Origin of the sequence: Sphingomonas sp. 1185 (assembly GCF_040544655.1) — a bacterium.
Lineage (GTDB): Bacteria > Pseudomonadota > Alphaproteobacteria > Sphingomonadales > Sphingomonadaceae > Sphingomonas.
The window spans coordinates 25,901-40,670 of the sequence record NZ_JBEPKL010000023.1 but is presented as its reverse complement, the minus strand read 5'-3'; the positions used below and the strand labels follow the sequence as shown (position 1 = coordinate 40,670).

General features: G+C 65.4%; 6 protein-coding genes and 1 tRNA gene. 3 read left to right on the top strand and 4 right to left on the bottom strand.

Going from position 1 to position 14,770, the window contains the following annotated elements; translation table 11 throughout:
* Positions 1-3 precede the first annotated feature (3 nt).
* Both ABIC44_RS14395 and ABIC44_RS14390 read right to left on the bottom strand, forming a co-directional pair.
* Positions 4-4,605 carry an NAD-glutamate dehydrogenase gene (locus ABIC44_RS14395; RefSeq protein ID WP_354296234.1) on the bottom strand — a complete coding sequence of 1,534 codons (4,602 nt, stop codon included), beginning with the start codon at positions 4,603-4,605 and terminating at the stop codon, positions 4-6.
* A gap of 92 nt (positions 4,606-4,697) precedes the next feature.
* Positions 4,698-5,504: a PAS domain-containing protein gene (locus tag ABIC44_RS14390; RefSeq protein ID WP_354296233.1), complete on the bottom strand. Its 807-nt coding sequence runs from the start codon at positions 5,502-5,504 to the stop codon at positions 4,698-4,700.
* A 144-nt stretch (positions 5,505-5,648) separates the two neighbouring features.
* Between ABIC44_RS14390 and ABIC44_RS14385 the strand changes: the two genes are divergently transcribed.
* Positions 5,649-5,724 (top strand) — tRNA-Thr (locus ABIC44_RS14385).
* Here the strand turns inward: ABIC44_RS14385 and ABIC44_RS14380 are convergent.
* The gene (locus ABIC44_RS14380; protein WP_354296232.1) at positions 5,695-7,269 is read right to left on the bottom strand and encodes a recombinase family protein; all 1,575 of its coding nucleotides are present in this window, start codon (positions 7,267-7,269) and stop codon (positions 5,695-5,697) included. The two genes, ABIC44_RS14385 and ABIC44_RS14380, sit on opposite strands and share 30 nt — an antisense overlap.
* An 838-nt stretch (positions 7,270-8,107) precedes the next feature.
* On the bottom strand, positions 8,108-9,502 hold the full coding sequence (locus tag ABIC44_RS14375; RefSeq protein WP_354296231.1) for an aminotransferase-like domain-containing protein: 1,395 nt from the start codon (positions 9,500-9,502) through the stop codon (positions 8,108-8,110).
* Between the two features lie 230 nt (positions 9,503-9,732).
* Here ABIC44_RS14375 and ABIC44_RS14370 point away from each other — a divergent pair, with 230 nt between their 5' ends.
* Positions 9,733-12,390, top strand: coding sequence for a M16 family metallopeptidase (locus ABIC44_RS14370; RefSeq protein ID WP_354296230.1), 2,658 nt, complete (start codon positions 9,733-9,735; stop codon positions 12,388-12,390).
* A 72-nt stretch (positions 12,391-12,462) separates the two neighbouring features.
* Complete coding sequence (locus ABIC44_RS14365) at positions 12,463-14,763, top strand: TonB-dependent siderophore receptor (RefSeq protein WP_354296229.1); 2,301 nt, start codon at positions 12,463-12,465, stop codon at positions 14,761-14,763.
* Positions 14,764-14,770: the final 7 nt, after the last annotated feature.

Genomic DNA, 14,770 nt, shown 5'->3' with positions numbered 1-14,770 from the left:
CCCTTACCGACCGAGCAGGACCCGCGCCTGGCCCGCGATCTGGGCCAGCATCGCGGCGTTGGGTTGGGCCGCCAAGCGGGCCCGGTCAATCACCGCCTTGAACTGGCCGACCCGCGCCGCATTGCGCTCCAGCCAGGCCTCGACCGCGGCTTCGGGGTCGGTCGCACCCGCCCGACCCAGGAAGTCCAGCCGCTGCTGCTGGAAATCGCGCGCCAGCCCTGCGATCAGCAGGCGCTCCCACGGATCGCTGGGGTTGATCCGCGCCGCCTGCCCCTGTGCCCAGTCGAGGCCCAGCGCTTGGCCCAGACGGGTAAAGGCATGGGTCAACCGCGTCTCGTCCAGCGACAGCCGCTGACCCAGATCGGCCAGCCCCACCGCACCGTCGAGTTCGGACACCCGCACCACCCGCGCCGCGAGTTCGGCCGGAGCCCCCGCCTCTTCGAGCACGGCGACGACCCGCGCGCTCTGCGCCTTGGCCTCGTCGCGTAGCAAAGCGGGCGTTTCGGCCGCCAGCCGTTCGATTCCCGGCTGCAACCGCTCCAGCGCCGCGCCCGGCGCCGTACCCGCCGGCATCGCGCGCAACAGGTCGGCGATCTGCGACCGGGTCGCCCGCGCCACCTCGTCGAACAGCGCGATGCGGGCGGCTTCGGGCATCGCCGCCGTCTCGATCGCGGTCCACAAGGAAGGCAGATCGAACAGCCGCTCGACGACGACGAACATCGCCGCGATGTCGGCCATCGCCGCGCCTTCCTCCTCCGCCAGTTCGAAGGGGTGGAGGATGCCCATACGGTTGACGATTCGGTTGGCGAGCTTGGTCGCCACGATCTCGCCGCGCAGGCGATGCTGGTCGATCGCCTCGCCGAACGCTTCCCGCATCGCAGGCGGGAAGGCCGCATGCAGATCGGGGCGCAGTTCGTCGTCCAGCGCCAGCGGGCTGGTCTCGATCGCGTCCTGCAGCGTCAGCTTCGCCGTCGCCAGCAGCACCGCCAGTTCGGGCCGGGTCAGGGGAATCCCGTCCTGCCCGCGCCGCAGCAGCACGTCGTTGCTACCCAACCCCTCGACCGCGCGGTCGAGCCGTCCGGCACTCTCGAAGATCTCGATGACGCGGACATAGCTGGGCATCGCGCCCGCCCCGTCCGCCTCGGCGATCGACAGGCCGAGCGTCTGGAGCCGGTTATCCTCCAGCACGATATGCGCCACGTCATCGGTCATCGCGGCGAGCAACCTGTTGCGGTCGTCCTCCGCCAGACGGCCCTCGATCATCTCGCGGTTGAGTGCGATCTTGATGTTGACCTCGTTATCCGAGCAGTCGACGCCCGCCGAATTGTCGATGAAGTCGGTGTTGATCCGCCCGCCCCGCTCGGCAAAGGCGATACGCGCGGCTTGCGTGACGCCCAGATTGGCGCCCTCGCCGATGGCGGTGACGCGCAGATCCTCGGCATCGACGCGCAGCCGATCGTTGGCCGGATCGCCGACCTGGACGTTATTCTCCGCCGCCGCCTTGATGTACGTCCCGATGCCGCCGAACCAGAGCAGGTCGGCCGGGGCCTTGAGGATCGCCGAGATCAGCGCCGCCGGTTCCAGCGACGTCGCGGTGATGCCCAAAGCCTCGCGGACTTCGTCCGACAACGCGATGGTCTTGGCAGACCGCGGGAAGACGCCGCCTCCGGGCGAGATCAGGCCGGTGTCGTAATCCGCCCAGCTCGACCGGGGCAGCGCGAACATGCGCGCGCGTTCGTCCCAGCTCGTCGCGGGATCGGGATCGGGGTCGAGGAAGATGTGGCGATGGTCGAACGCCGCGACCAGCTTGATCGCCTTGGACAACAGCATCCCGTTGCCGAACACGTCGCCCGACATGTCGCCGCAGCCGACGACGCGGATGGGCTGGCTCTGCACGTCCACGCCCCGCTCGGCGAAGTGGCGCTGGACCGAGACCCAGGCGCCCTTGGCGGTGATGCCCATCGCCTTGTGGTCGTAACCCTGGCTGCCCCCGGAGGCGAAGGCGTCGCCCAGCCAGAAGCCGCGCTCCATCGCCAGCGCATTGGCCACGTCGGAGAAGGTCGCGGTGCCCTTGTCGGCGGCGACGACGAAATAGGGGTCCTCGCCGTCCAGCACGCGCACGCCCGCCGGGTGCACCACCGCGCCCTCGACGATATTGTCGGTAATCGACAGCAGCGCGCGGATGAACACGCGGTAGCTTTCCTTGCCCTCGGCCGCCCAGCCGTCGCGGTCGGTGACCGGCGACGGGAGTTGCTTGGGGTAGAAACCGCCCTTCGCGCCCGTGGGCACGATGACCGCGTTCTTCACCCGCTGCGCCTTCATCAGCCCCAGAATCTCGGTGCGGAAGTCGTCGCGGCGATCCGACCAGCGCAGCCCGCCGCGCGCGACGGGTCCGGCCCGCAGATGGATACCCTCGACGCGGGGGCTATAGACCCACACCTCGCGCCAGGGCAGCGGCGCCGGGAGCCCCGGAATCCTGTGGCTGTCCAGCTTGAACGCCAGCGCTTCCTTGCCCGCCTCGGCAAAGGCATTGGTGCGCAGGGTCGCCGCGATCATGTCGCGGAAGCTGCGCAGGATACGGTCGTCGTCGATCGCCGACACGGCATCGAGGCCCGCCGCGATCGCGGCATCGGCGGCGGCGAGGTCGCCGGTCGCCTTCGGATCATGCGCAGCCGTGAAGCGCTCGATCAGCGCGGTCGCCAGTTTCGGCGCCCGGCGCAGCGCGTCGACCACGGTGGTCAGGCCGTAGGGCAACCCCGCCTGGCGCAGATAGCGGAACCAGGCGCGGAACAGCACCACCGCCTGCGGGCTCAGCCCCACATCGACGATCAGCCGATTGAACGCGTCATTCTCCGCCTTGCCTTCCAGCACGGCGGCAATCGCGCCCTCCAGCACCGCCGCGCCCTTGGGCTCGGTGGTCGCCTCGGTCTCGACGATGAAGTCGTGGACGAAGGGATCGGCATCGTCGCGCAACCGGGTCGGCAGCTCGCCGATCACGCGGAAGCCGAAATTCTCCAGCACCGGCACCGCGTCCGACAAGGGCAGCGCGCCGTTCAGCTTGTAGATCTTCAGCTGGCGATCCTGCCCCGGCTGGACCGGGAACAGGCGCACCGAGCGGCTGCCCTCATTCTCCAGCGACGCGAGACGCAGAATGTCGGCGGCGGCTTCGGCCGCGTCGCTGACATTGCGGTAATTGGTCGGAAAGCCATTGGCCCAGCGCAGGGCGAGGCGCGCCGCGCGCGGGGCGGGCACCTGCTCGGCCAGCGCCGCCTCGACATCGGGCATCCAGCCGCGCACCATCTTGCGCAGCCGCTCGGACAGCGCCGCCGTGTCGGGCAGGCGACCGTCCTGGCGCAGGTCGATCGTATAGCGGATCAGCGCGACGACGCCGTCCTCCAGCGCGATCGACCAGTTGAGCAGCGAGCCATTGGCCGCCTCGCCCAGCATGTCGCCGATCGCGACGCGCCGCGCGGTGGTCAGCTCGTCGCGCGGCAGCCAGACAAAGGCGAACAGATGCCGCTGCAACACCGAGCGGATCAGCACCAGCTCGGGCCGCGGCCGGTCGGCCAGCGACATGGCGGTCAGCGCCAGCTGCTCCAGCGCCTCGGCCGGGAAGGCCGTGACCAGATCATGCGGCAACGCGGTCAGCGCATGGGTCAGCGCCTTGCCGGTATGACCGCGCGGGTCGAAGCCGAACTTGGCCTGGAGCGCGGCGAGCCGCGTGCGCAGCACCGGCACCTCGTGCGGCGGACTGGCCAGCGCGGCGCTGGTCCACAGACCCGCATGGATCGACAGGCCGACGACGCGGCCCTCCTCCATCACCGGCACCAGCACCAGGTCGAGCGGTACCGAGCGATGCACGGTCGAGATCGCGTTGGACTTGAGCAGCAATGGCGCCGCCCCACCTTGTGCGAAATAGTCCAGTGCCCGCTGACGCGAGGTGTCGGCGAGCAGCGGCACCTTGTGCGGCGTCCGCGCCACACCCAGCGCGGGTGCGTCACGGCCATCCTCGAACCATTTCTCATGGCCCAGCAGCGTCAGCTTGCCGCCGAGGAACCACAGCAGCAGCGCGGCCCCCTCGCCATTCTTCTCGCCCAGCGTGGTCGCATCGGCGGCCAGCGCGTCCTGCAACCCCGACCAGTCGGCCACGGCGGCGCGGACATCGGCCAGCACGGCGCGCAGATCGTCGACCAGCCCGCGCCGGTCGCGCGCATCGGCGCGTTCCATTTCCAGATAGATGAAGGATTCGGACCGGCTGCCGGTGCCGATCGCCTGAAGCTCGCCCTCCGCATCACGGGTCACGGGCAGGACGGGGTGGATCACCCGGTCGATAGCGATCCCGTCCGCACCGACCATCGCCGCGATCGAATCGACCAGGAAGGGCATGTCGTCATTGACGATGGCCAGCCGCATCCGGCGATGCGTGTCGTCGCCCGACATCGGCTCCAGCGCGATCGACGGCTCGCCCGGCGACCGCTGCTGGGCCACGCCCGCGACGAAGGCCGCCGCGGCAGCCACCTCCGCGGGGCCGAACCCCTGCAATTCCGCCGGAAGGGCGCCCTGGGTCAGCCGTGCGGCAATCGCGTCGGCCATCGGATGCGACATATTCGGTGCCATGGGTGCAAGTCCTAGGCTTGGGCTTCGCGCCGCTCAACCCTTTGCCGACAGAGAAAAGATGTTGCGCCGCAGCGCAATTTTCATTGCGAGGCGCGCAATACCCTGTCGGCCAGCCGCTCGTCATCGACGACCGATCCCAGGACGGCGATCCGGCCGCCCTGCGTCACCCGCCCGACCAGGACGACCGGGCTTCGGACCGCCGCGCCGGTATCGAACGCGACATGGCCGAGCGGCGCGGGATCGGCGCGCGCGCGACGCACGGACGGCTCGGGCGCCTCGTCCCACAATGTCCCGCCCGTCGCTGGCGGCTCCGCCTGCGCCATCGAATCGAGCAGCGCGGAATCGAGCGTCGCCTGCAACAACGGATCGGCCAGCTCCTTCCAGCTGACGACGCCGTGGATGAAGTCGATCGTCCGGCCATCGGACGAATAAGGCAGCAGGATCGCACGGTACAGCGTGGTGCGGCCGCGCGCGTTGACGAACTCCGCCTCGAACCCGGCGGGCGCCTTGTCGCTCAGGATCTGGCTATAATGCCCGACCATCCGCGCGAGGAGCGAGCCCTGCGGCAGATCGGCAAGCGTTCCGGGCCGCCCGTCCAGATCGCCCTCCCCGCGCAGGGCCTGGCCGATATAGGCGATCGCCGGATCGCCCGACCGCCCCCGAAAATCCAGCAGCACCGAATTGCTGGCGAAATCGGCGATCGCCTCGGGATCGAGCGCGGCGATCGGCGGATAGGGCGCATCGCCCAGCAGCGAGGCCCAATGGTGATAGGCGCGCGCATGCAACCGCCGCTCCACCCCGCCCAGCGCGAACAGCACGTCGTCAGCCTCTCCCACCCCGCTCGCGTCGACGGGGAGAGCCTCGTTCAGATCCGGCCCGGTGGTCATGACTGTCATCCTCGCTATCCGGTCCAGTCATGGCGCCGTTATCGTTAACGACATGTAAAGATGCCAAAGCCGCTTGCCAGCCCCCAACAGACCTGTTAAGCGCCGCCACCTCGACCGGATACCAGCCGGTTCGACCGATGAAGGGCCGCTTTAGCTCAGCTGGTAGAGCATCGCATTCGTAATGCGGGGGTCACAGGTTCGAGTCCTGTAAGCGGCACCACTCCCGGTCAAAGATGGGCACCGCGCCCTCTTTGACGGGAAGTCCGACCGAGACCCCATTTTCCAAGCTAGACATGGGGCCCGAGATCACGATCTCGTGATCCGACACGCTGACGTTCGAGACGAACATTTTGAGGTAGGACGAACGGAGCGTGCTGTCGTCGCTTCGCATTTTCTTGCGAAGCATGTCGCCGAAACGGTCGATCGTTTGCTCGTCGATTCTGCGCTTGCCCTTCGCCAGTTGCGCTTCCAGCACATCGATCCGGCTTGATACCGCCGCCAGTGCCGCTCGGTTCGCCGCCATGCGATCGACAAATGCGGGATCTCGCGCGCTCATCGTCCCTTCTTCAATCAGAATCAGCAGATTGCTGATCGCAGTGTTGAGCCGCGTCCGCTCCGATCTGCTGCGAGTGAGGTCCGCCTCACGTTCCGCCTGCCTGCTTTGGGAAACATCGAGAACGCCAGCGAGCAATGTACGCAACCGATCACGCGCCAGCAGCTTTGCTTCGATCGCATCCAGAACCAAGCTATCCAGCCTCTCGCGCCGGATGCTTGGACAGGTGCAGGTCCCGCCACGGTTCACTTTGTCGTTGCAGACATAGTAGGTATAGCGACCACCTTTCCCCGTGCGGATCGTCATGCCGCTCGAACAGCCGGGCATGCCGCAGCGGGCGACTCCGGTGAGTAGCGTGGTGCCGGCAGCGACATGCGGTGCCATTCGCTTGGGATTGCGCGTCGCCCGCATGGCTGCCACGCGATCGAACTGATCTCGAGCAATGATCGACAGACAGGTAACCGCGATGGCGTCTTCCATATCCGGGGTAACACCATCGTCGTCGGCGGTACGATCGTGATAGACGCCGGTATAGACCTCGCGAGCCAGAATGCCGGCGACGTTGCTGTTGGCGAACCTTGCACCACGGAGGGTTCGCCCCGCTTCGTTCAACTGTTTGACGATCCAGCGCCCTCCACGGCCAACGTCAGCCCAATTGAAAATCTGGCGTACGATCGCCGCTTCGGCTTCGACGATCTCCAGCTTTCGCCGTTCCTTCTCCCCGTCCTGCCGGGCGACATAGGTTTGGTAGCCAAACGGCACCGGGCCGCCATTGTAGAAGCCCTGCCGTGCATTCTCCCTGCGGCTCTTCCGGGTGAGGATCGCCGCATCGCGCGCCTGCTCCTCGTTCATCATCGCCGTGATCGTCCGGCCGATCCGCTGGCCACGGCCCTGGCCGAAGTCCTCGGTGATCGACCGAACCTCAACGCCTGCGTCGTCCAGTTTGCCCACCACGTCGAAGAACAACCGCATGTTTCTGGCCATACGGCTAAACATGAACATCAGGACCAGATCGACCGGATGATCGGGCGCGGTGGCCCTCTGCACCAGCCGCTGAAACTCGGGTCGCTTATCGGTTTGACCGCTGAAGCCGGCGTCGGCAAACTCCTCGACGATCATAATGTCATGCTTGGCCGCATAGGCGAGAATGGCACTGCGCTGGGCATCAATGCTCTGAGGTGCGCCGCCCTCCTTATCGACCGACAACCGCATATACGCGAAAGCCCTGGTCCGGCTACGGTTGGCTTTTGCCAATTTTCCTGTCCCTATCTGTGTTCGAACAGTGAATCGAACTCACCGGCGAGCGCGTCGAGCACGAGCATGCATTCCCGCCGGGTGACGGCGGGTTGTCCAGACGAAGGCGGCATGTCGAGGCCGCATCGAAGCTGCGCTTCGACGTTCGCTACCTCTCGTTGTTCGTGATCGCTTTCGCCTGCCATCCGCTAGCGATGGCGGATCCCAAGATTCCAAGCGTCAACTCAGCCAGCCAAAAAATTGGTTCCGCTCGCACCCGCGTACGACGTCTCAACGGCACGACTTTATCTAGGTGAAAAGACCCACAAATGGACGTTCGGGCCACCTTGCTCGTCTCCTAACTTCAGACATTCGTTCATCGGGCTCGCGCGACCGACCGCAGGGGCGGAAGCTGGGACATAGCGGTCGTTCCTGAGCGAATCACAAAATGTCAGCTTTTGACAAGAGCCGACATTCGCATGCTCAGCAATCCAACCTTCGCGGATGCCTTGGCGGTAATATTCGTGCGCCTAGCGATTGAAATTTTGTTTCCAGTGAGCATCTGCTTAATCATGGATGGCGAGATGACCCACAAGGAAATCCTTTCTACACCGTTATTCGTCCTCAATTTCAGACGTTCTTTCAGGCGCCGTGCACTGCCATAAATGGCGCAGCCAAATTGGCATTATCAGTAGCGAGCGCTTGGCCCGTCATTTAAGCATTCTTATATCGATTGACCTGTGATTTACGAATTAAGCCCTACGCTTTGATCTCGACCATCAAACGATGAAGCTGAGCTGTTATCGCAGAAACACTGCTATAGGTTCTTTAGGCAGGCGACTAGTGCGTCGATCGCGGTGGGCGTGGTGGTCGTAACGTTGAAACGCATGAACGGTCGGCCAATCTTTGGCATCAGGAAATGAGACCCTGGCGCAGTCAGATAACCCTTGGCCAGCATCCGTTTGGCGACATGGCGTGAATCATTGCCCTCCCCGAGATTAGCCCACAGGAAGGTGCCGCCGGTCGCCGTCGGCTGTGCTGGCTCGACCGGCGTCGACGCCAGCAAATGGCGCAGCGTGACGCCGCGGCGCAACAACTGGGATCGGATTCGTTCGCAACGTCGGCGATAGAGTCCGTCGTGAAGGAAACGATAGAGAACACGCTCGGGGATCAGCATGTTTCCAAGACCTTGGACGGGCCGGAAGACGCGCAACAACGGCATGAAGCGTTCACCCGCAACGATATAGCCAACGCCTATCTCCGGCGCGAGGATTTGGGAGCAGCCGCCGATGTGGATCACATGCTCCAACTGATCCAGCAGGATCAGGGGCACCGCAGGGCGACCATCGGTCGCTGGCGCCAGATCGGCGTAACTGGCGTCGTCGACCAGCGCCATATCGAACTCAGCCGCAATCTCGAGCAGCTTTCGTGCCTTGTGCAACGAGATGCTGGTGCCCGTCGGATTCTGAAGCAGCGATGACAGCAGAAACATTTTAGGGCGGTGGCGCTCGCACATTAAGCGCAGCACGTCCAGGTTCGGACCGTCCGCCTCACGCGGGATACGGTAGATTTCCGCCCCTTGCGCCAGCAATGCCGCCACATGCGCGAAGGACGACGGATCCTCGATGAGGACCGGCGTCCGGTACCGCACGAACGAGCGGATGAACAAGGTCAAGCCGGCGATGCAGCCCGGAACCGTCATGATCGAATCGATCGGAGCATCGACGCCCTCCATCCGCAGCTTATTCTGCAACTCCTCGCGGAGCGGCGGATAGCCCGCCGGGTCGCCATATCGGCCCAGCCGCTTGCCTAAGGTCGCTGCCCCTTTCAGCACACGGGCAAGCTCGTTGACCGAGGCATCATCGTGATGCAGCAATCCGCTTCCCGGGACATGATCGGGCGGCAGATCAGAATGGATCAGCTGGAAGGCGTCGAGGTCGACAGTCGGCGGCATTTTGTTGCGAGTGGGTGGCGTCGTCGTGACGGCAACATAAAAGCCAGCCCCGCGCCGCGGATGGATGTTTCCACCGGCCACCAGCTTGTCATATGCGCGCTGTACGGTGTCGCGGCTAACGCCATGCTCGGCGGCCATGCCCCGTATCGAGGGCAAGCGCTGGCCAGGTGTGAGGCCGCCATCTGCCATTGCGTCCCTGACCGCCTGGACGATGCGCTGTACCTTGTTGCCCTCGGCCCCTGACGGGTCAGCTTTCATCGCTAAAGTGTCCTGATAATATAAGTGGGACAGGCTGGTCGTTTTTTCATACAGTGTCCGGAAGCCAGCGCTGCCGCAATTGCTAATGTCACGTGATGACGACCTTCTTTCCATTTGTTGCGCTGTCGATGATGGCGATGTCTTCAACGGGCATGGTAGATGGTCTTGTCCGAAAGAATCTGCCTCCTCTGGCCCGACAGGTGCCGATACAGCGCCCACAGCCGGCGGTCATGCCGCCCGTCATCAGTGATCCCGTCACGCGCTTTACCCTGCCCAACGGGCTGAAGGTCGTCGTCCAGACCAGCAAGCGCGTGCCGCTGATCACCGCAACCGTAGTGTATGATGTCGGGTCAAAGGACGAGAAGCCGGGGCAATATGGGTACGCTCACCTGTATGAGCATCTCATGCTCGATGGCAGCGCGCATTGGAACCAGAACGCCTTCGTCTCGCTGCGGGATCTGGGCGCGACCAACGTCAATGCCAGCACCAACCAGGACGCGACGACCCTGTTCGAGACGTTTCCGCGCGCCGCGCTGGAGCGGGTGCTGTTCCTCGAAGCCGACCGCATGGGCTATGTCGGCGAAGCGCTGACGCCCGAGCGGGTGAAGCGTGAGGTCGGGGTCGTGCTGAACGAAAAGCGCCTGCGCGGCGGCCGACCCGACGGCACAGACGAAGCGACGACGCTGGCGGATATGTACCCGGCGGATCACCCCTATCACCACAGCGTGATCGGCGAGGATGCCGATCTCGAGGCGGTGACGGTGGATGTCGCCCGCCAGTGGTTCGACGCCCATTATGGCCCGTCGAACGCGACGCTGATCCTGGCTGGCGATGTCACCGGGGTCGAGGCCAGGCGGCTGGTCGAGAAATATTTCGGCGGACTGGCACCCCGACAGCCGCTCGATCGGCTGCTGACGCGGACGTCGCCGATGACCGGACCGGTGCGGCGCGAGATTTTCCGGTCGGTACCGCAGGGGCGCATCTATGCCACCTATATCGCGCCGCCACAGGGTTCGCCGTCGATCGCCGCGCTGGACCTGACCGCGCAGATCATGGCGGCGGGGGCGCGGTCGCGGCTCAACCGCCGCCTGATCGAGGAACTGGGCATCGCCCGTTCCGCTTTCGTCACCTTCAACGAGGGACAGTTGTCGAGCCGGATGGGCTTCATCGTCGACGGCATCCCGGCCGACAAGATATCCCGCGCCGAGGCGGAGATTGATGCCGTCATAACTCGTTACATCGCCGAAGGCCCCACCCCCGATGAGCTGGAACGCGCCCGAGCGGCCCGCACGCAATATATGTTCGGGTTGCAGGACAGCACATCAGGCAAGGCGTTCCTGCAGGCTCGGGCGGTGAACCAGACCGACGATACCGACTATGCCGCGACTTACTTGCGCGAACTGCGCACGGCGACACCGGAGAGTGTCCGGCGTCAGGTGGAGGCGGTCTATGGGCGCCCCGGCTACCGGCTGATCGTCCGCCCCAAGCCGACGGCGCAGGCGACGCCGGGGGGCTATGACCTGACCCAGGGACCACCGCCGATGGGCCAGATGACGCCGATCGTGTTTCCGGCGGTGGAGCGCGCGCGCCTATTGAATGGGTTGAAAGTGGTGCTGGTCCCCCGGCCCGGCGCGATGACCGACAGTGCGCTGCTCCGCCTCGACGATGCGGGGCTGGCCGGTTCTTCACGGGTTATCGCACCGATCGCGCTCGACCTGCTGGCCGGAAATGGCACCACCCCGGATCAGCGCTCCCGCGCCGAACGCGCCGAGATGCTGAACGGTTGGATCAACAAGACCACCGACCTCGACCATGCCGACCTCAGCGTCGGGTGGGATGCGAAACGACTGGCGGACGGGGTCGCTTTCCTGGGCGATGCGCTGACCCGGCCCGGCATCACGCCGGAAGCGGTCGGGGCGTTGAAAAAAGCGGGCGTCGAGCAACTGGCCGCCCGGCGATCGAACAATTCCGCGCTCGCCGATCGGGCGCTGTTCAACGCCATATACGGCACCGGTCATCCCTATGCCCCCGCGCCGGATGTTGCGACGGACATCCAGGCGACGGAGGCGATCGATCCCGCTTCCTTGCGCGAATGGTATCGCGGTCATGTACGGCCCGATCGCGCGACGCTGTATATCGCGGGGGATACCAGCATGGCGGTCCTGAAGCCGCTGCTGGAAAAGGCGCTGGCCGGATGGACCGCGCAGGGTCCGGCGGCACCGGCTCCGACGATCCCGCCAGCGCATGGCACGCCGACGCCTTCCCTGACGGTGATCGACAAGCCGGGGGCGGCGCAGACCTTCATCATGGCGGGCAAGGTCATCCCGGCCGCCACGCCGGGCAGCGCGGAGGCGACCGCAGCCTGGACCGTCAACGAGGTCTATGGCGGCAATTCGACCGCCCGGATCGGCAGCAACCTGCGCGCCGACAAGGGCTGGACCTATGGCATCGGATCGGGCCTGTACGACACGCGCGGCGAGCGACGCTGGATCCTCGCGGGCTCGGTCAGCCAGGAGCATAGCGGGGACTCGGTCGCGGAACTGATCAAGGAAATGCGTGCCCTAAACGGCGATCGTCCGCCCGAGCAGCGCGAGCTGACCCGCATCGCGATCAGCATGGCCAACCAGAGTGCGGCCAAGCTGGAGGGGAATGCCAACCTGCTTCAGGCCATGGCGGACGCCGAGTCCGACGGGCTGCCCCATGACGATGTCGTGCGCGAGCCGATCCGGCTTCAGTCGCTGACGCTGGGGCAGCTGCGGGGCGCCACCGGAGCGTTGTCCGATCCGAACACGGTCCATTGGGTGCTGGTCGGCGACTGGCAGCGCATCCGCGACCAATTCACGAATCTCAAGCTTGGCGTGCCCGTGGTGATCCCCACGACGCGCTGAAGGGGGCCGCGCGGACTGCCCGGCAGGGCAGCCGCGCATTGTTATCCATCAATGACATGGGGGGAATTGAATATGGATACACGTGATTATATCGCCGCCAGCCTGTTGGCGCTCGTGGCCGCCACCGCACCGGGTGTCGCGTCGGCGCAGGACCGTGTGGTATCGCAACCCGCCCTGCCGCTAAGCGAGGCGTTGCAGCGGATCGCCGCGGAATGGGGCAAGCCGCTGAACATCGATCCCGACGCGGTGCGCGGGATCACCGCCAGGCCGGTCGTCAATGCCCGGTCGGAGCGTAACGCGGTGGCCCAGGCGACGCGCGGCCTGCCCGTGGCGGTCGATGTCAGCGATACGGGAGCGATCTCCATCCTCAACGACGTCGTCGTCACCGCACAGCCCAACGAAGCCGAAAACAGCGTGCTCGTTCGCGGCGCGACCAGCTCGTCGCGGCTTGGCCAGTCGCTGCGCGACCAGCCGCGAAACACCCAGGTCATCTCCTCCAAGCTGGTCGAACGACAGCAAGCGCAGACCATCGCCGAGGCCCTCGCGAACGCCGGGGGCGTGGTCGTCAACACCGCCACGGTGCAGGGCGGCATCAGCTATTCGGTGCGGGGTTTCGACTCCAACGGCGCTGTCAATGGCCTGCCTTCAGTGTCCAGTTCCAGCTTCGCGGCGGGCACGACCCAGTCGCTGGCCAATATCGAGCGGATCGAGGTGCTCAAGGGCCCCGACGCGATCCTGCTGGGCGGCGACAATCTGGGCGGCACGATCAACATCGTCACCAAGAAGCCGAATGCCGACGAGCGGCTGTACGCGTCGATGGATACCGGATCGTTCGGCCTGGTCCGGGGCACCCTCGACGCCAATCGCGCCCTGACCGAGGACAACCGCCTGAGCGCGCGCATCATCGCCACGGCGGCGACCGCCGACCGCAATTTCGGCGGCTATCGCGGCAATGAGGATTATCTGTTCGCGCCATCGCTGCGCTACAAAAACGGGACGAGCGACGTGATCGTCTCGGCCGTGGCGGGGACGCAGTATTTCGGCATGGTGCCTTATACCGTGCTGAACAAGGCCACGAAGACGCCCTATGACGTCGCCTGGGATCGGCCGCTGGTAGGTGGCAAGGGACAGTTCGTGCGTAACGGCACGACGCAGATCAATGCCGAGGTGACGCAGAAGCTGACCGACTGGCTGACCGTCGTGCTGCGTGGCCAGCATCAGAATGCGACGTTCGCACTGTCGCAATATTCCCCGTTCGCCGTCCTGAACAACAGCGGCCTGCTGCTCGTATCGCGTAGCGGGGTGCGCCAGACGTCGACCACGGACGCGGTGGACGGCTTTGCCCGGATCGCTTTCGACACCGGTCCCGTGACCCACAAGATCGTCGTCGGCGCGACCAATGTGAAGAGCGATACCGACGCGATCTATGCCGCCAATGGCGGTATGTTCCTGTACAACTTCCTCACCCCCAGCGGGGGCGCGCTGCCGCCTCTCGCCACCATCTACAGCGAACGCTCGACGGTGATCGGCAAGCAGCGCGGCTATTACGGCCAGTATCTGGTCGGCTTCGGTCCGATCCACCTGATGGCGGCGGTCCGTCGCAACGTCAGCGACTTCACCTCGATCGTCGCCCGCTTCGGACCCAGCTCCAACCATGCGACGGCAACCACCCCCAATTTCGGTGCGGTGGTCGATATTACCGATACGCTGTCCGTGTTCGGCACGTTGGCCTATGGTTATACGCCGACCTTCACGCTGAACGCCGCCAGGCAAAGGCTGGGCGACATCAAAAGCCGCAATGCCGAAACCGGCATCAAGTGGGACTTGTTCAACAAACGCATGCTGATCAACGCATCCTATTTCAGCATCCGGCAGAGCAACCTCATCGACCGTGATCCGGTCAATCCCGGTTTCTCGATCGCGCTGCCCGGACAGCTGGGCGAAGGCCTCGACCTGAACGTCAGCGGCACGCCGCTGACCGGCCTGACCCTGTCGGCGGCGTTCACGCGGACCAACTACAAGTTCCTGGCGCCGACGCCGACGATCGGCAACACGGTCAACGGCCAGCCGCGCGACGTGTATAATCTCTATGCGTCTTATGAGCGCAAGATCGGCGACGATGTGCGTGCGGGTCTGGGGGCCGGGGTGGCGGGCCGGTCGAGTTCAGCGATCGACCGCCTGAACACCTACCGGATCGCCGGTGCGGCGCTGGCCAATCTCAACGGGTTCCTGTCGATCGGCGACCTCGATATCAATGTCGGCGTCCGCAACCTGTTCGACCGCAAATCCTATGCGCCGACCCGGTTCGACAGCTATATTCCGCTCGGCGAGCCGCGCACTTGGCGGCTGACCGTCGGCTATCGCTTCTTCTGATCGAGGA